The organism is Leeia sp. (assembly GCF_041909055.1).
Lineage (GTDB): Bacteria > Pseudomonadota > Gammaproteobacteria > Burkholderiales > Leeiaceae > Leeia > Leeia aquatica.
Genome location: NZ_JAYREC010000002.1, coordinates 1 through 16,385, shown reverse-complemented (window position 1 = coordinate 16,385; position 16,385 = coordinate 1). Strand labels below are relative to the sequence as shown.

The following is a 16,385-nucleotide window of genomic DNA, read 5'->3' as shown; positions in this document are numbered from 1 at the left end:
CTACTCCCACAAACTGTAAAACCGTACCGGCCGGTCGGCCAACGGTGTCTCATCCCGCCGCGCCAGCACCACGCCCTGCTTGAAATAGGCATGCAGCACCAGCGTGTCGTCGACCACCACCGCACCGTGGCTGAAGCAGCGACCAAAGCGCCATACCGCCACATCACCGGGCTGCGGCTGCGCCACTGGGCGGGCATACTGTTTCAACCAGCCCAGATAGCGTTCATCGTCACGATGAAAGTGCCAGTCCGGCGGATAGGGGCGTGGGTCTATCCACGGGATCAAGCCCACCTGGTGATAGATGTCACACAGGATCATGGCGCAATCCACGCCTACCCCCTTGACCCGCCCCTGATGGTGATACGGCGTGCCCAGCCAGCTGCGGGCTTCGGCCAGCACCTGCTGGCGTTGTTCTGCCTCCGCCATGGCTTCCTCCATAAAAAAACCGGGCCGCAGCCCGGTTCATGATTGGCGCAATGCCCCGCTCAGGCGGCCGTTTCCGGCACCGGGATGTAGGGAAAGCCCCGGAAGCGGGCCAGGTTGTTGAATTTGCCCTGGCAGGTCGTCTGGGTCTTGTCGCAACCTGGCAGCATGGAGATGGCATCCCCCGGCTGCACCGCTGCTGGAAAGGGCAAGGCGATCTGTACCTGCTGACCCTCGGCGTAGGAACGCACCGTCCGCGAGATACCGGCATTGGCACCACTGCTGAAGGTAATCAGCCCTTGGTCAAACCAGCCCGCCGGGCGCGGCAACGACACCACAAAGCGATTCGGGTCCAGTACCTGCACGATGCTGCCGGTCTGCACCATGGAAGCACGGCTAACGGCACAGCCCGCGTCATACACCGTATGCAGGCAAGACGGCTGGTACAGATTGCGCGGCATCTTGATATTGAGCAGCTCCAGATCACTCTTCACCTGCAGATGGCAAGCGCCACGGGTACCCGATACCTCCGCCACCCGACCGCTGAACAAGGGCAACACCCCAACCACGGGCGCATCCCAGCGGCTCAAGAACGCGCGCGACAACGTCAAGTTGGCACCATCCAGCCCGCCACGCATGGCATGCGCCACAAACGGCTGGCCATTGATCTGGTCCGTCACCGAAGCAAACACGGTCACTTCCAGCGTATCCACCTGCACCCCCAGCGACAGCTGGGTACGACCGCGCTTGAAACCCGGTCCCGTCGACAAATAGGTTTCCCCCTGCCAGCTGACCGGTGTGTCCGCACTGGTATAGCGCAGCACCTGCCCACCTTGCAGCACAAACACAAACAGGTCTGCCATGCAGAACGCGTCCTGACTGTTCAGCAGGTCCAGTAAAGGTTGGCTCGCTGTCTTCATGGTTTCACCGTCAACAATTCCACCCGCTTCAACGCCCACAGATTGGACATGAACTGCTCGAACTCCGCCTGATCCTGCTGAAAACGGCAGCGAAAACAGAATTTCCCGGACCAAGACAGCGCACTACCTGCCACAGGTGGGGTAACAAACGTCACGGTTGCCATATTGTCCACCGTATAGTCCACCCCCTGCTGCAGCAACACACCATCACGGCTGATCTGCGGCGGCTCCTTCAAGCCGAACACCGGCTCGGTAAAGCCCCCCATGCTGCGCAGCAGCTGGAACCGCGTCGTCACCCCGTTGCCCTGCCCAAAGGGCTGTTCACTCACCAGGCACTCCTGCGGGTCGTAGAACAAGAAGGTATCCCACGACCCGCGTCGGGCATTGAAAAACCCGGCCAGCTGCTGCATCTCGCTTTGCCGCAACACAGAAAATGACACTTTGATCAGCCAGCGCGGGCTGGCATAAAACGACGCCCGTGTTTCGCGACCCGATGCCGTGGTCTGCACCTTGGTAGACCATTTAGCAACCTTCACCACCGGCCACGCCTGCCCCGGCAGGCTCGGAAAAATGGCTTCCGACATTTACGCCCCCGCAAAATTACGGCCCTGCGCCCGCAGCGATGCCACCATGGCCGAACCATGCTCCATGAACAACTGGCGAACCCCGCGCGCATCCAGCGCCTGGATATTGATGTGATACTGCCCACCGGAGGCCGCTGCACCAGCGCCTTCGCCTTGACCCGCCATGTCGCGAATCACATTGGCGTAAGGCTTGGGCAGCACCATTTCCTCTTCATGCAGCTGAGTGAGTGGATTGGTGCCACGTGGAATGTCGTAGCCGCCCGAAGCCGATTTGACCTTGCCTACCATACCCTTCACCGCTGCAAACGCCGCCGCCCCTGCGCCCACCGCCAGAATCGGCCCGACAAACGGGATGCCGACAATCGCCTTGAAGGCCCCCGACATGGCTTCAACAGCGTTGTTCATGATGTTGCCAATCACGCCACTCGCATTTGTGGCCATGCTGTTTGCCGCACCCATTTTCTCAATACTACCCTTGGCGGTAGTTCCAGCGAGAGTGGCCCCAACATCTGCTTCCTTAAACCCCAGCAGCGCCATGAGTTTGGTTTTCAAATGAGAAAGGAACTCTCGAAGCGTTGGCTTGATGTATTCATTCACAAAAGCTTTTCGCATATCGCCCCAGACATTCCTCATGGCCTCCTTGAAGGTCTGGGTCTTATCCAGCATGGCCGCCAGATTTTTCTGCAGCGACTGCTCGGTTTGATCCATCACCCGAACCATGCTGGGACGCTCAGCTTCGAGCTGCTCCTCATACTCCTTCTGCTTTTTTCTGGATTCCAGCGCCAGCTCTTCCAACTGTTTATCCAGGCGCATCTGAGCCTCAATCGTCAGCGCCCCTTTTTCTTCCAGCATGGCCCGCTCATCATCCAGTGCCTTTTGCTTGATGCCGCGGCGACGCTCCTCCAGCTCTATTTCAATCTCGAGGAACTGTTCGTTGGAAATTCTTTTCTTTTCCAGACTTTTCTTGGCAGTTGCCTCATCTTCGTCAACTGCTTTTATCGCCAAATCCCTCTTCTGGGTAATCGCATCAGTAGCGAGCTTGATTGACGCATCTTGAGCGGCCTGCTCCTGTCGCGTCCGGATATTGTCCAGCGCCAGCTGAATCGCGCTGTACTCAGCACTGCCCGCTCGCGCCAGCTTTTGCCGCTGTTGCCAGAACTGCAGCTCCATTTCCAGGCGCTTCTTGAAATCCTTTTCCCCACTTGCCTGCAGCTGTTCTGACAATTCCTCCTGCCAGTAATCCAGACGTGTTTCGTGCTTGGAGCGCTGCTTACCCACAGCCCCCGCTGCTGGCTGTTCCTGCGCAGGCGGTGTAGCTGGTGGTGTGGCAGGCGCGGGGACGGAGGGGGTGGGCGTCTCCACCTTGCTGGGCTCAGCGGGTTTGGCTTCCTCCTTCTTGCCTTCGTCCTTCTTTTCTTCTTCCGGTTTCTCCTTGAAACTGGCGGGAGTGAAGGCTTTCCTGATCTTGCCAACCAGCTCAAAGATCGTAGCGAGAACCTGTTTGATCAAAGGCATGATCAACGTCGTAAAGAAGGACAGCTGGATGTCGCGACGGATATTATTCATCGCCTGCTTGAAAGACAGCCCCTTGGCGACCATTTCATCCATGCCGTCATGGAAAGCCTTCTCGAACTCCTTGGCAAAGTTCGTCATGCTGGGAGGATCCACGATGATTTTGCCGGCCTTCCGGGCCTTTTCATCCGCCTCTTTTTTGGCTTTATCTTCAGCCTCGATCTTCTGCTTTAAAGCCTTACGTGCCTCGTAGCGCTGCTGAAGCTTGGCCTCTTTCTCGGCAAGACCCGCATCCTGGACCTCCCGCGCATGGGCAACCTCACCTTCCAGCTTGTCGATCTCATCTTCAAGCTCAAACAGCTTCCCCTTGTTTTCTGTTTCGGGAAAATAGCGTTGCGCAAATTGCGAAAGCAATGTAGCAGCATCTTTCATTACGGACACACCGATGGTGTCCCTGGCAGCGGGCCTTATCGCCTTAAGAAAGTTGTGCCTGGCTTCTGCAGCGGTTTGTTTGCCTTCCTTTACACCTTTATTTTCCTCCTTGGCTTTCTTTTCCAGCCAGGCCCAGAACTGCCCCCAGCCACTCTTATCTTCTTTCTTCTTGTCATCCGGCTTGCTACCTTCACCCGCATTCGGCTCAGCACCCGGCTTATCCCCCGTGGGTTTTCCACCTTGCGCCGCTTCTTCCTTGGCTTGGGCCGTCTTCTTGCTGATCGTGTCCAAGGTTGCCAGTAGTTCATTTGCAGACTGCCGGAAGGGTTCGATATTGATGTTGAAACCTTCAGCAAGCACTTCCTGCAGTTGCACCACGGCCTGCTGGGTGGAGCCCATTTTGTCCGCCAGCACCGTAGCCGCCTCGCTGGCACTGGTCAGGTTGTCCGCCAGCGCCTTCAGGGTATCCGCCAGTGGCAGCCCATCCAGCGCGAACACCGCTTCCAGTGTGCTGCGCAGCTTGCCCAGCTCGGTGTTCATGGTCGAAACGGCTTGACGAACGGTCGCTACAATCCGGTCGAGTGCGGCTTGCACATCTGCCGTATCAGCGGCAAATGTGAACGTGATGTTGGTATCACTCATCCCTCACCTCCTTCTACGGCAGTGTGCGGCCTGCCTGGAAGTCTGCCAGGGTGAGGCCGCCGGTGTACTGGCAGTGGGCCAGCTCTTTGAACGATTGCCAGCGCCCGGCCCATTCCAGGCCGAGGCTTTCGGCGATTTCGCCGCAGCGAGTGAAGCTGCGTACGTCGTTCCATTGCGCCTTGCCGTTCAGCAGCGGCACAAAGTCGAAGGCCACCCGCCAGTTGTGCCAGCTCTGGCCCGGTTTGGCGTTGGTGACCTTGGCACCGGGGGCGGTGCGGCCCTGGGCGTAGAGTGCAGCTTGCGATGCAGCATCGCGGTAGGTGCTGGTAATCAGCACGTCGATACCCGCCGCCTTGCAGTGCGCCACAAAGGCGCGGCACAGCACGGCGACCTTGGGATGCAGGTCGGCAATTTCGCGGCTGTTGATCATGGGTTTTCTCCAAACAGGCGGCCGTAGAGTTTTTCCAGCCGGAACAGTGAGCGGGTGCCCATGTGACCGGCGATGCCCACCATTACGGCGGTCATCGGCGCGCTCATGGCGGCGGCCTGGCACAGCCAGTAGGTCAGCAGGCCGACGAAGCCGCTGGTCAGCAGCTCGGCGGCAAACGCCAGCCAGCGAAAGCGCAGGCGCAGGGCGTTGATGCGTTGCAGGTGGGAGACGGCACCGCCCAGCATGGACAGCCCCATCACCCAGCCATAGGTGGCGACCTGCTTGAACAGCGGCCACCAGTCGAATGGTTTGTCAGGCATGGCCTGTACTCCTTGTCATTGTCCTCACAGCCCGGCCCCCGCCTGCGGAAACTGGTTCAACAGGGCGGAGAGGTCCGGGGCGTCCTGCGGTTCATCCTTTTGCTGGATGCCGAGGAAGGACTGGATCATCAGGTGCAGCGGCGGGTGTTGCCTCCAGTAGCGCTTGAAGCCTTCCAGCCGCGGCAGGTCCATATGCTGGTCGATGTAGTCCCAGCTCCAGCCGGTGCACTGGATCAGGTGGGCATAGAGCTCGTCCCAGTCGAGGGCTCCCCCGCGTCGGCTTCCTCCTGTGCCTTGCGACGCATGCCGGAGACATCCATCACTGCCTGCATCACATCCACCATATTGGCGACGTCGATCATGTCGGCCAGGGCTTCGCGGTTCAGCTCGGGGTAATTGCGGCGCAGGGCGGCCAGCGCCACGTCGATGACCGTGGCAATGGAGGCCGAATCCAGCCCGCCGGTGAAGGCGGCCAGCCGGTCCTGCAGTTGTTGCAGCGCGCCCAGGGTGAGCGGCGGGACCACCAGGGTGGTGCCGTTCAGGTTCAGGGATACGCCTTTGACGTTCACGATCGCGGTCATCTTGATTCCTCAGTGCAAAACAAAAAAGAAAACGGGCTGCGCACCTGCGCAGCCCGTTGCTGCCGCCCGAAAGCGGCGCGCCCGATTACTCGGACAAGCTCCAGGTCACCACCCGGCCCAGCGGGTCGGCAAAGGCTTCGAAGTCAAACTCCGGTACCAGGAAATCATCCTGCTTGGTGCCGAAGGACAGCTTGCCTGCCACCGCCGAGTGCAGGCGCAGCTTCATGCTCTTGCCCTGGTAGGGAATGAACAGGTCCGCGGTGAAGGACGGTGCCGAACCCATCGGCAGGTTCATCACCGTGGACTGGGTGGCGGTGGGTGCCGAGGCGGCGGCCACGTTGTACTCGTAGTTGATGAACACGGTCTTGCCGACGTCCGCCGCGGCAAAGGTGTACAGGCCGACGTTGCTGACCATGTACTGACCAGCCACCGGCGCGCTGGCGACACGGATCATCGGGCGGCCATTAGCGTCGATCACACCGAAGTCGCTGGTAAAGGTGCCGCTGGAAGGCGGCGCGACGGTGATCTGGAACGGCGTGGCCGGGATCACGCTGCCGGTAGTGTCGTACTTGGCGGTGATCAGGCCGCCACTCATCGACTGGCCGAAGATCACGTTGTTGAACATGGCGCCGAACAGCTGGGCAAACTTGCATTTGCCGCTGATCTTGCCCTTGCCGCGCCCCACCGCCACCGGGAACTGGTTTTGACCGTGCAGCGTCTTGCTCTCGAACGAGATGTCGACACTGCCCTCCTGCATCACGCCGATCATGATCGGGGTCGGCGCGGCGATGCTGTTGCCGAAGGCGTCGTTCTGCGGCGTTGCCCAGAGCATGCCGGAACCGAAACCATACTGTGCCATTGTGTTACCTCCAAAAAGAAAACCCGCCAAAGCGGGTCAGAACAAACAGAAAATCCAGCCCGCTCAACGACAAACGCGGATGCGGACCGGCACGATGCACACCGCCTGGTCGCCCAGCGTGCCTTCATCGGTTTCCAGCTCACCTTCAATCCAGCAGTGCTCCACCAGCCCGCCCAGCGTCTGGCAGCGTTGCATGGCGTTATCCGGCTTCAGCGCAGCTTCCAGCGCGTCCAGCAGCGGATTCATTACCGTGCCCGGCGCCAGCCCGCCGTCGGTGCGGGCGTACAGGTAAACGTCAACCTGCAGCGTCCACTGCGTTGGCAGGCCACGCACCGGATCGCCCGGCACCGCCTGCTCGCTGCCTTGCGCCATGAACAGGGCGGGCTGCTCGGCGGCGCGCACATCGGTCCAGTGCCGCAGGCGGCGGCTGCACACCACCAGCCCCGGCACCGTGGTCAAGCGTGCAAACAAGGCGCTGTATATGGCTTCGCGGTTCATGCGTGTATCCCCCGTTTCAGGCCTTCCAGCAGCAGCTTGCGGGCGGGCTCGCCCATCTCGCGCAACGCACCGTGCAGGAAGGCATGCGGTTTCAGGTGTACCACCCGGTTACCCGCAGGCCGCGGCTGCTTGCCCAGCTTGCCGAACTTGCGGCCTTGCTTGAGCCGGGCGCGCACCGCAATGCGGCCATGGAAGCCCTCTTCCTGCATGCGAGCGTAAGACAGCGTGCTGCCAACCTCGCCGACCAGCAGTCCGTTCACCTCGGTCACCGGGCGGGCAATGATGGAGGCCCGCAGTTGCCCGCTGCGCGCGTTCAGCGCCTGGCCGGACAGCTTGTTCTGCTGGATATGCCGTTGCAGCATCAGGCAGGCGCGGCCCATGCTCAGCCGCACGGCCACCTCCACCTCACTGCGGATGCGGTCAAGGCGGGCATCCATGTCTGCCGCGCCGGTTACCCAGGCGCGGATCATGTTGGCACCACCTTGCGGTATTGCTGCAGCACGGCGCGCGCCGTGGGCGACAGCTCACCGAGGAAGAAGCTGACAGTTTCCCCGGCCAGACTCTTCGACTGATGCCCAATGCGCTCGCGCTCGCGGTAGCGCAAGGCCACACATTCCAGGCAAGCCTGCTCCAGATCGGCCGGCACCGTGTCGTAGCCTGCGGTGTATTGCAGCTCGATGTTGCGACGGCCCCGGGCGAACAGCTCACCCTGCAGCAGCAGCACATTGCGGTCAAAACGGTAGCCATAGCCGGTGGGGCTGCTGGCAGGCGGAATGTCCTTGCCGTTCACCCGCAGCAACTGCACCGATTGCACCGGTCCATTGCCGAACAGCAGCAGCTCGCGCCCAGTGCCGTCGCGCCACTCGCGGTAGCTTTGTGTCCCCAGCGAGCGGCTGAGCCAGGACTCGATAAAGGCACTGGCCGCACTGATCAGCCGTAGCAGCAGCGGATCATCCGGCGTCGGGGACGATGGCAGCAACAGCCAGGCTTTGGCGTTCTCCAGCGTCGTCAGCAACATGGCCCTTACTCCGCTGCTGCGGCTTTGGCAGCCTTGCCGCGCTTGGCAACCGGCTCAGCCAGCCGCACAAAGCCCAGCGGCTCCAGTGCCGGTGCCACGCCATCCGGCGCCTCGATCAGCCCCTCGGCATCCGCATTGAACTGTTCACCACCGACGTTGACCGAGGTCACGTCCGGCGGACATGCAAATTTCGCCATGATTCCTCCTGCAAAAGAAAAGCCCCGCTGCAGTGTGCAGCGGGGCCGTGCGCATGCGGCTTAGCCGCGTGCGATATTGGTGATGATGCCGAAGGCCGGCGGGAAGAAGTTTTGCAGCACCTGGTCGGTGTACACGCCGTACTCGTACTTGCGGGTACGCAGCGGCCACTCCAGCTGGTAGTAGTCACGACGGGTGCGAATCTGCACCGCGTTCTGGATGCCGGACAGCTTGTACGGCAGGTTGTCCGACCAGAACAGGATGGTGCCCGGCGGTACGTTCGGATGCACCTCGATCTTCACCTGGGTGTTGGTGATCTTGTTCAGGTAGCTGCCGATCACTGCGCTCGGGTTGTACGCGCCCGGATTGTTGCCATCCAGGTTGAAGCGCACCAGCGGCGCACCGCCGCCGATCAGGATCTTGCGGTTCATGTCCAGCAGCTGCTGGGCATTCACGTAGATCACCTCCGGCGACAGGCGATACTGGCTCCAGAAGGCAAAGAAGGCGTCCTCCAGCTCGACGATGCCACCGGCGTTGTCCGCCGTCAGCGTGGAGCCCACGCCCGGGGTACCGGTCGGCAGGGTCTTGACGTACGCACCACTGCCCGATTTGGCGATCTGCGTCAAAATGCCGTCGAAATCCAGCGAATTAACGGAATTATCGCTGGCAGGCAGCGAAGCAGCCGTCTGGGTGCCGCTGGCGTTGGCGGTGATGCTGACGCTGTTGATGGTGGTCACCGCGCCCAGCACTTCGGCACCGGCTGCGCCCCAGTACCAGGCATAGGCCACGGCGTTGGCCATCGGCACCACTGAGGCGGTGGCCGAGCCATTGGGGCCGGTGATCGACACGGTAGCGGCGGTCGACTTGCGGGCGGCGCCGCCGCCGTAGCTGTCGCTGGTACCATCGGCGTTGCTGCGGTTCACCACCGTCGGCACCTGTGCGGTGGCCAGATTGATGGTGCTGCCTTGCTGGCCATTGTTCCAGCCGCCCAGCGCCCAGAAGGCATCAAAGCCGAGGCCGACGGCCACCACCGACAGCGTACCCGTGGCCAGCGAGCCGCCAGTAGTGGAGCCAATCAGCGTGGGCTGCGGGGTGGTGCCCAGCGGCATGCTGGTATTGCCGCCGAGAATCACACCTTCTTCACCGATCATCAGCGAACGCAGCAGGCCTTCCACCGCACGCGCCTTCACGTCATCAAAGCCTTCGGCGGCGTATTCCGCTTCAAAGCTCACATAGTCTTCCAGACCCAGCCCACGGTAGGCCGCCACATACTCGCTGGTACTGGTGGCAATCACCCCGCCACGGCGGCCTTCGGCCACACCTGCAGCCAGATTGTTGACGTTGATGCCGGTGATGGCACGCCAGCTGGCCTGGGTGCCGCCTTTGCCGGAGACACGGGGAATCTTGTTACGCAGCGGGGTCAGCACCGGGTACAGCGTCAGCGCCGGGGCTTGCAGGTCGTAGGCGGTGAGGCCCTGGGTCGGGCTGGCGGCCTGGTTGAACGCCTTGGCGATTTCATCCGGCAGCGCCGCCTTTTGTGCCAGCTTCAGCAAAGCCAGCGTTTCTTGGGTGGCATGAGCGCCCATATAGCAATCTCCTTCGAGAGAAAAACGCGCCGTCGCTCTCGCGCGGCACATACACACATCCGCTTGCGCGGCACGTTCACAGCAGTCGCATCGGCGTGGCAAACGCCCGCTTGATCAGGGTGGCGGTCTCCTCCACGCTGCCATCATCCTTGCGCACCGCATCCGTCACCGGTGCGCGGCGCACATCCTCGCCCTTCTCCACGCTGCGCAACGCCAGGCGCGGCTGCTCCGGCAGCGCTTCCAGCTGGCGCACCCGCTTTTGCAGGCGCGAGCGCTCTTGCGACAGGCGGCCCAGCTCGCCTTTCAGCAATTCAAAATCAGCCGCCAGCCGGTTCAGCTTGCGCAGCGCGTCGCCACCCAGCTGGGTGGATTTACGGGCCGCCGGTTTGTCACCGGTTCTGGCGGAAGCCTTGCCAGCGGGTTTGCCTCGGCGGCGGGCCGGGGCGGCGTCTTCATCATCCTCCTCGGCCTCGTGGTCCTCAGCCTCCTCGTCATCCTCGGCGCCTTCCTCTTCGTCCGCGTCTTCGTCCTCATCCTCGGCGAAGGCGGTCTTGCCCGGTTTGGCGGGAGGTTGTTGTTTGCCTGCTTTGGCCGGAGGCTGCTTGCCGGAAGGTGCAGGGTCGGCGGCGTCTTCGTCTTCCGCGTCGGGATCGACTTCGTCCTCGCCTTCGGGCGCTGCCCCCAGCAAGCCTTGCACCCGCAACGCTTCAAACTGGGTGAGCTCCACCAGCGCGTCGTACATCGCCCCGGTCAGCTGGCCGACCTGCCCGATCAGCACCGTTGGCGCTTCGCTGTTGCAGGACAGCAGCTCCAGATAGCCCTTGAAGCCATGCAGCGCTTCCGCCAGCTCGGCGGCGCGGGCCACGGCAAACGCGCCCTTTTTCAGCGGGCGGGCCTGGCGGGCCTTGAAGCAGGTAATCACCGCGTCCGGGTTGGCCGGGCGATCCACCAGCGAGACTTCCACCAGCTTGAGGCCGGTGATGACTTGCGGATTGGCCGGGTCACGGGTGGTCACCTGGCCACCAATGGAAAACCCTTTGTAGACCCCCGCGCGCACCTTGCGCACGGCTTCGCTGTCCACAATGTGGGCGCAGAAGCGGGTCTGGCCGTCGGGCAGCACTTCCGCCTCCAGCGCGGTGCCCGCTGCCAGTGGCTGGTGCATTTCGCGCACCGCGCCAAAGCGCAGGTAGTCTGGCAGCGCATCGCGCATGGCCTCGGCGGTGATGGTTTCGCCATCCGCATCTTCTGCGGCACTGGACGCGATCCCCCACACCCGGATGGTGCCGTCGTCCAGGTCCTCGACCTTGGCAATCGCACCAAAGCGTTTCTTAAGCGACATCGTCAGCTCTCCAAAAGAAAAAGCCCGCCAGTGGCGGGCAGGTTGTCAGGGGGTGTCCGGCGCGGCGTCATCCTCCTCCACCGCGGCGGGCGGGGGTTCAGGCGGCGTCAGCTCCGGCATCAGGTCGGCGCGCTGGGCGGCGGTGAGCGCGGGCAGGCCGAAGCGCTTGGCGCGGACCTCATCCGGATGCAGCACGCGGGCTTCCACATACTGGCGGTCGATCTCGGCCTGCTGCAGCGGGTCGACCGATTCGTCGCTCTCCCACACAAATTCCAGATCGGTGTAGCCAAACTGGCTGACAATCACCCGGTCGATCAGTGATTTCACCCAGTGCTGCAAGGGGGCCAGCCCTTCGGCCAGCGCGGCCTGCTGGCCGGTCTGCGCGGTGGCACGGTTCATGTCACGCACAAAGGCCTGCGGACTGACCGAGAAGGCAAAGCAGATGATGCGGGCCAGCCACTCGTCCATCTCGTCTTTCAGCGCTTCCGCCTTGGTGTTGTACGGCTCCACCCCCTTGGGGACAAACTTGGCACCGCGACGGGCGCTGCTGTTGCCGGACAGCACCGAGTTCCACCAGTCCTCGAACTGGCGGATCTGCTCCGGCTGCCAGCTCTCCGGTACCTGAAAGATCAGGTCGGGCGTGGCGCCTTCGCTGTAATAGGCGAGCTGGTGGGCCTGCCGGCGCAGTGCGATATTGACGCTGACAATCACCTGCTCCACCGGGCTATAGCCATAGACCTTGTGGGTGCGCGGATTGCGCGGCAGGTAGAGCAGCTCATCGCGGCTGTAGTTCACCGCCGGCAGGCCCTTCAATACCTGCTGGTAAGCGGGATCGGGTGGCAAGGGGGTGCGACCGGAGAGGTCCAGCACCCGCTTGATGGTCGAGCCATCCACCGGCTCCAGCGCGTACAGGCCGCCGCCACGGGTGCGGCGGGGGTACAGCGCCGGTGCGTCGATCACCAGCAGGTCTTCCAGTAACATCCGCAGCCAGGTGGACCAGTCGTGCTCACGGTCCGGGCTGTGGAAAAACGCCAGCAAGGCCTCGCAGCGGGCATCCGGCTTGGCGAGCCGGGCCTTGGGCCGGATGGTCCAGTGCAGCTTGGCCAGCTGGTCCTTGCGGGTTTCAATCACCAGCCGCATCAGGTCGTAGCCATCGGCCAGCGCCCGCATCTGTGCAAAGCTCACCGGCTCTTCCGCCCGGGGCGTCTGCCGCAGGTTGTAACCGGTCGGGTAATCCATCTGCCGCCCGGCTACTTCCGGCGGGGCCTGCGGTGGCAAGGGCTGCATCGGCCCGAACCAGGCCGGGGTTTCGCCGGTTACGGCATAGCGCACCCCGGCCACCATCCGGGCCAGCAGGCCGGGCTCGATCGGGGTCAGTTTGGCGTCGCTCATCGGAATCGGTCCTCTGCAAGTCAAGCGTTGATCACCCCGCCACGTGGCAGGGCCGGATTCGGGTCAGTCGGTTCGCGGCGGGCGCGGTGGGCGTAGTGGTCGAGCAGGCCAAACGGGCTCTGGCTCAACTGCGCAAAGGCCAGCGACAGCGCGTCCACCTGATCGTCGTGCCGGGCGTTGGGGAACAGCCGCAATTCGGCCAGCAGTGCGTCGTTCCACGGTGCGCGCTGCAGCAGCACGTTGCCGACGTTGAGCTGCGCCGCCAGTGGCTCGGCACGGGTCAGCTTGTCGCCGGTCACCGGCGAGGCGCTGAGGCTGTAACCGGCCAGCTGGCGGCTCAGGTAGGCCACCTGCGCCTTGCCTGCCTGACCGGGGTCCTGCGGGATGGCGATGCGGCAAGCCGGGCCATCTCGCTGGGCGGCATGGCGAATGGCCGCTTCCACCTGGTCCGGCCCACCTTGCAGGCGGATCAGGTCGCCCACCAGCCAGCGACCATCCGGCAATGCCCCCAGCTTGGCCCCTACCGTCCAGTCGCCGCCTTGTGCGGTGGCGGCCAGATCCCAGGCGCGCACCCAGCGCACCCCGGCGGGTACGGCGTCCAGCAGCGCCACCTGATCCGGCTTGAACAGCAGCCCGGCGGGCGGCGCAGGCTGTTGCTGGTATTGCCCGGCAAAGGTATACGGTGCCGCCTGCGCCATGCGCTGCAAGGTGGCGACATCGTGCCGCTCTGGCCACAGCGCGTGGCCGTCGTCTTGCAAGGCGGGCAGACACAGGTGCTCCCAAGCTTCGCCATTGCCACCGTCCAGCAGCCAGCCGGAAAGATCGTGCTCGTGCAGGCGCTGCATGATGAGGATGACCGGGGTATCCGGCCGGTTCTTGCGGCTCTCCAGCGTATTCTGGAACCAGTCGATCACGCCTTGCCGGGTGGTGTCGGAGCGGGCTTCATCCGGCTTGTGCGGATCGTCGATCAGGATGGCCCCGCCAAAGCCGGGCCGCTGCTTGCCGGCACCAAAGCCGGTAATGGTGCCACCTGCCCCGGTGGCGTACATCACGCCGCCCGCGGTGGTGCTCCAGTGCGAGCGTGCGCTGCGTGCCAGCCGGGTGTGCGGCGCAATCGCCCGGTAGGCCTCGTGCTGCATCAGGTTGCGAATGGCTGCGCTGTTATGACTGGCCAGTGCGGCGGCGTAGCTGACGTGGATGAACTCGGCGTCTGGCACTTGTGCCAGCGCCCAGGCGACAAAATTGACCACCGCCAGCTCGGTTTTCGAGTAGCGCGGCGGGATATTGATGATCAGGCGGCGACATTCGCCGCGAAACACCCGCATCAGCGCGTCGCAGATCAAACGGTGATGCGGTGCGCGCTGCCACAGGTAACCACGCCGCTGCAAGAACAGCCAGCGCGAAAAGAAATAGAGATCCTGCCGCGCCCACTGTGCGGCCACAGTGTAGTGCTGGGGAGAGAAAGGCTGCATGGACCAGACCTGTACCGTCGCCTGTCAGGCGGGAATGAAAGGTGCGCCCTCCCCGCGCGGTGTCGGGTACGGCGGCTAGACCTGCTCGGCGAGTTCGCGCCGCAGGGTGTCCAGCTGCTGTTCATCCAGCAGCGGCCAGCTGGGGGTGACGGGCTCGCCGTCGCTCGGCAAGGGCTGCGCCAGTTGCGCTGCGCGCCATTTGCGTACTTCTACCCGCAGCTTGGCGGCTGCCACACCGGCGTTATCCAGCCCTTGGGCGGCGTCGGCAATCTCCACCATGTCTTCTGCCAGTGCGTCGAGCTGCACACTACGGGCCAGCTGGTACTGCTGGCGAAACTCGGCCTCGCTTTGCAGCCAGCCCAGCACCACGGCCAGCGCAGGCAAGCCACGCTTGCGACACACCCGTGCCAGCGGCAAACCCTCGGCCAGCCCGGCACACACCCGCGCCGCCAGGGCCGGGTCATAGGGATGCGCGACGGTCATGCATGGTCTCCAGAAAACAAAAAAGCCCGCACAAGGCGGGCTTCAGATGCACTTATTGCAAGGATGACTGAATGATATCAAATGTTGCGCATCATGTCAAATGATATATATCAAAATCACACTTCCACCACGCGGGTGCCGAACACGATGTCGTGGAAGCAGCGGCGGTCGGCAGTGAAGATGCGCAGGGCATCAATCAGTGTGATGATCAAGCCAATATGAAAGTACGAAACACTTCCTAAAGTATTAAACACCGCCATCCGCCACACACTGGTCTTGATACTGGCTGGTCGCCCATCATGCATGATCAGCCGGATACCTAACATGCGTTTGCCTCGGGTCTGACCATCCTTGAAAGCGTCCCAATTAATCGCGGCATAGAGCAACGGCAGCAGGGAAGCCCACAAGATAAAATCCAGCCATCCGTATGGAGTCTCAAGTAGGGCAAAGCCGTCACTCCACGATCTTACGTTGAAGGCCAGCGACAGGAAAACTGGTACGGCAATCAATGCTATCGACAGTAACAGCCAATCAATGAAGGCGGCACCCAGGCGCTGCCAGCGGGTGGCATCTACCAGCTCGCTTATTGGTTTATCCAGTCGCTCAACATTCGTTTGTGGTGCAGCGTAGGGATTATCGGGATGGCTCATGCGCATGAGGTCTGATGATGAGAAAGCAAGCAGTGTAGCGGGCCCTTGCACGCTGATCCAACCCCAAAAAAGCGAAAAAGCCCGCACAAGGCGGGCTGCAGATGTAGTGATTGCAAGGATGACTGAATGATATCAAAAGTTGCACACCATGTCAATTGATATATATCAATTCACACTTTGACCACGCGGGTCTGGAACATGATGTCGTGGAGGCAGCGGTGGTCGCTATGAAAAATGCGCAGTGCATTGACCAGGGCAAAGATGTGGCCGACGAAGGGAATCTGGTTAATCAAGCCCGGGATCATGAAGCGGAGCAGGCAACGCGCCAGACCGGCTTGCTGACCGTCTTCTGTTACGATGCGGATACCCAGGATGCGCTTGGCCAGCGTCTGACCGCTAGCCATCAGGGGGATCACATTCAATACCGCAAAGCTGCCAAACATCACCACGGTGATACCCACCAGTGCGCCCAGCGGCAAAGTATTTTCATCCTCGCCCAGCAGCGAAGCCAGCCAGGCGTCCTCACCATTTCCATAGTAGAACATCAGACCAATGGCACCAGACAGTAGCAAAAGAAATATGCTGTCCAGGATATTGGCGCCCAGCCGGCTGAGGCGGCTCGCCATCTGCATGCCGTCGATCAGTGCTTCGTCCGGGCGGTCGACCTTGGCGGTTGGGGCGGCATAGGGGTTGTGCGGGTCGGGTTCCATCATGGGGTGCTGTGGCTCGCTTGGTGTAAAGACATCATCATATCATCCTGCCTTTACGCACTGAACTTCGTACCCTGCTATGCTGATTAAATGAGCCAAGGAGAGACGATCATGTTCAAGCGATTAAGTGGTTTCCTGCTGGCCTGTCTGGCCGTCATCACAGCACATGCGGTGCAAACCGAGACGGTGCTTTACCGTCAAGGTGATACCGTTCTGGAGGGCTATGTGGCGTGGCCGGACAAGGCCAACCGCAACAGCCCGGCGGTGATCATCGTGCATGACTGGACCGGGGTGGGTGACTATGTGAAAGGCCGCGCCCGCCAGCTGGCCGAGCTGGGC

At 62.3% G+C, this 16,385-nt stretch carries 21 protein-coding genes; 1 reads left to right on the top strand and 20 read right to left on the bottom strand.

Annotated elements, in window-relative coordinates; translation table 11 throughout:
* The 20 genes from ACE3O2_RS05710 to ACE3O2_RS05615 form a co-directional block, all read right to left on the bottom strand.
* The gene (locus ACE3O2_RS05710) at positions 1 to 426 is read right to left on the bottom strand and encodes an NlpC/P60 family protein (RefSeq protein WP_168875831.1); all 426 of its coding nucleotides are present in this window, start codon (positions 424 to 426) and stop codon (positions 1 to 3) included.
* 59 nt (positions 427 to 485) lie between these two features.
* Positions 486 to 1,343, bottom strand: a complete 858-nt coding sequence (locus tag ACE3O2_RS05705) for a DUF2163 domain-containing protein (protein ID WP_374335599.1) — start codon at positions 1,341 to 1,343, stop codon at positions 486 to 488.
* Entirely contained in the window at positions 1,340 to 1,927 is a 588-nt protein-coding gene (locus ACE3O2_RS05700; protein ID WP_374335597.1) for a DUF2460 domain-containing protein, read from the bottom strand. Before ACE3O2_RS05700 ends, ACE3O2_RS05705 begins: the two co-directional genes overlap by 4 nt.
* Positions 1,928 to 4,513, bottom strand: coding sequence for a hypothetical protein (locus ACE3O2_RS05695; protein WP_374335594.1), 2,586 nt, complete (start codon positions 4,511 to 4,513; stop codon positions 1,928 to 1,930).
* Between the two features lie 13 nt (positions 4,514 to 4,526).
* The gene (locus tag ACE3O2_RS05690; RefSeq protein ID WP_168875835.1) at positions 4,527 to 4,943 is read right to left on the bottom strand and encodes a M15 family metallopeptidase; all 417 of its coding nucleotides are present in this window, start codon (positions 4,941 to 4,943) and stop codon (positions 4,527 to 4,529) included.
* A complete protein-coding gene (locus tag ACE3O2_RS05685) occupies positions 4,940 to 5,263 on the bottom strand; it encodes a phage holin family protein (RefSeq protein ID WP_374335592.1) in 324 nt (107 codons plus the stop codon). The genes ACE3O2_RS05690 and ACE3O2_RS05685 overlap by 4 nt, the downstream gene beginning before the upstream one ends.
* Before the next feature lie 24 nt (positions 5,264 to 5,287).
* The gene (locus ACE3O2_RS05680; protein ID WP_374335590.1) at positions 5,288 to 5,455 is read right to left on the bottom strand and encodes a hypothetical protein; all 168 of its coding nucleotides are present in this window, start codon (positions 5,453 to 5,455) and stop codon (positions 5,288 to 5,290) included.
* Between the two features lie 41 nt (positions 5,456 to 5,496).
* Positions 5,497 to 5,844, bottom strand: coding sequence for a hypothetical protein (locus tag ACE3O2_RS05675; protein ID WP_374335588.1), 348 nt, complete (start codon positions 5,842 to 5,844; stop codon positions 5,497 to 5,499).
* 85 nt (positions 5,845 to 5,929) lie between these two features.
* Complete coding sequence (locus ACE3O2_RS05670; protein WP_374335586.1) at positions 5,930 to 6,703, bottom strand: hypothetical protein; 774 nt, start codon at positions 6,701 to 6,703, stop codon at positions 5,930 to 5,932.
* A gap of 63 nt (positions 6,704 to 6,766) precedes the next feature.
* Positions 6,767 to 7,201, bottom strand: coding sequence for a hypothetical protein (locus tag ACE3O2_RS05665; RefSeq protein ID WP_374335584.1), 435 nt, complete (start codon positions 7,199 to 7,201; stop codon positions 6,767 to 6,769).
* Entirely contained in the window at positions 7,198 to 7,671 is a 474-nt protein-coding gene (locus ACE3O2_RS05660) for an HK97 gp10 family phage protein (RefSeq protein ID WP_374335582.1), read from the bottom strand. The genes ACE3O2_RS05665 and ACE3O2_RS05660 overlap by 4 nt, the downstream gene beginning before the upstream one ends.
* Positions 7,668 to 8,219: a head-tail connector protein gene (locus ACE3O2_RS05655; protein ID WP_205881885.1), complete on the bottom strand. Its 552-nt coding sequence runs from the start codon at positions 8,217 to 8,219 to the stop codon at positions 7,668 to 7,670. The genes ACE3O2_RS05660 and ACE3O2_RS05655 overlap by 4 nt, the downstream gene beginning before the upstream one ends.
* A 5-nt stretch (positions 8,220 to 8,224) precedes the next feature.
* Positions 8,225 to 8,416, bottom strand: coding sequence for a hypothetical protein (locus ACE3O2_RS05650; protein WP_168875843.1), 192 nt, complete (start codon positions 8,414 to 8,416; stop codon positions 8,225 to 8,227).
* A gap of 60 nt (positions 8,417 to 8,476) precedes the next feature.
* Complete coding sequence (locus tag ACE3O2_RS05645) at positions 8,477 to 10,000, bottom strand: hypothetical protein (protein ID WP_374335579.1); 1,524 nt, start codon at positions 9,998 to 10,000, stop codon at positions 8,477 to 8,479.
* Between the two features lie 76 nt (positions 10,001 to 10,076).
* On the bottom strand, positions 10,077 to 11,339 hold the full coding sequence (locus ACE3O2_RS05640) for a hypothetical protein (RefSeq protein WP_374335577.1): 1,263 nt from the start codon (positions 11,337 to 11,339) through the stop codon (positions 10,077 to 10,079).
* Positions 11,340 to 11,384: 45 nt separating this feature from the next.
* A complete protein-coding gene (locus ACE3O2_RS05635) occupies positions 11,385 to 12,731 on the bottom strand; it encodes a phage portal protein (protein WP_374335575.1) in 1,347 nt (448 codons plus the stop codon).
* 20 nt (positions 12,732 to 12,751) lie between these two features.
* Positions 12,752 to 14,203 (bottom strand): phage terminase large subunit, encoded by a 1,452-nt coding sequence (gene terL / locus ACE3O2_RS05630; RefSeq protein WP_374335572.1) that lies wholly within the window; start codon positions 14,201 to 14,203, stop codon positions 12,752 to 12,754.
* A gap of 75 nt (positions 14,204 to 14,278) precedes the next feature.
* Entirely contained in the window at positions 14,279 to 14,686 is a 408-nt protein-coding gene (locus ACE3O2_RS05625) for a hypothetical protein (RefSeq protein ID WP_374335570.1), read from the bottom strand.
* Between the two features lie 116 nt (positions 14,687 to 14,802).
* Positions 14,803 to 15,342: an RDD family protein gene (locus ACE3O2_RS05620; protein WP_374335568.1), complete on the bottom strand. Its 540-nt coding sequence runs from the start codon at positions 15,340 to 15,342 to the stop codon at positions 14,803 to 14,805.
* 164 nt (positions 15,343 to 15,506) lie between these two features.
* Complete coding sequence (locus tag ACE3O2_RS05615) at positions 15,507 to 16,049, bottom strand: RDD family protein (protein WP_374335566.1); 543 nt, start codon at positions 16,047 to 16,049, stop codon at positions 15,507 to 15,509.
* Positions 16,050 to 16,157: 108 nt separating this feature from the next.
* Between ACE3O2_RS05615 and ACE3O2_RS05610 the strand changes: the two genes are divergently transcribed.
* Positions 16,158 to 16,385: dienelactone hydrolase family protein (locus ACE3O2_RS05610; protein ID WP_374335564.1), on the top strand; the 228-nt coding region annotated here is incomplete at its 3' end.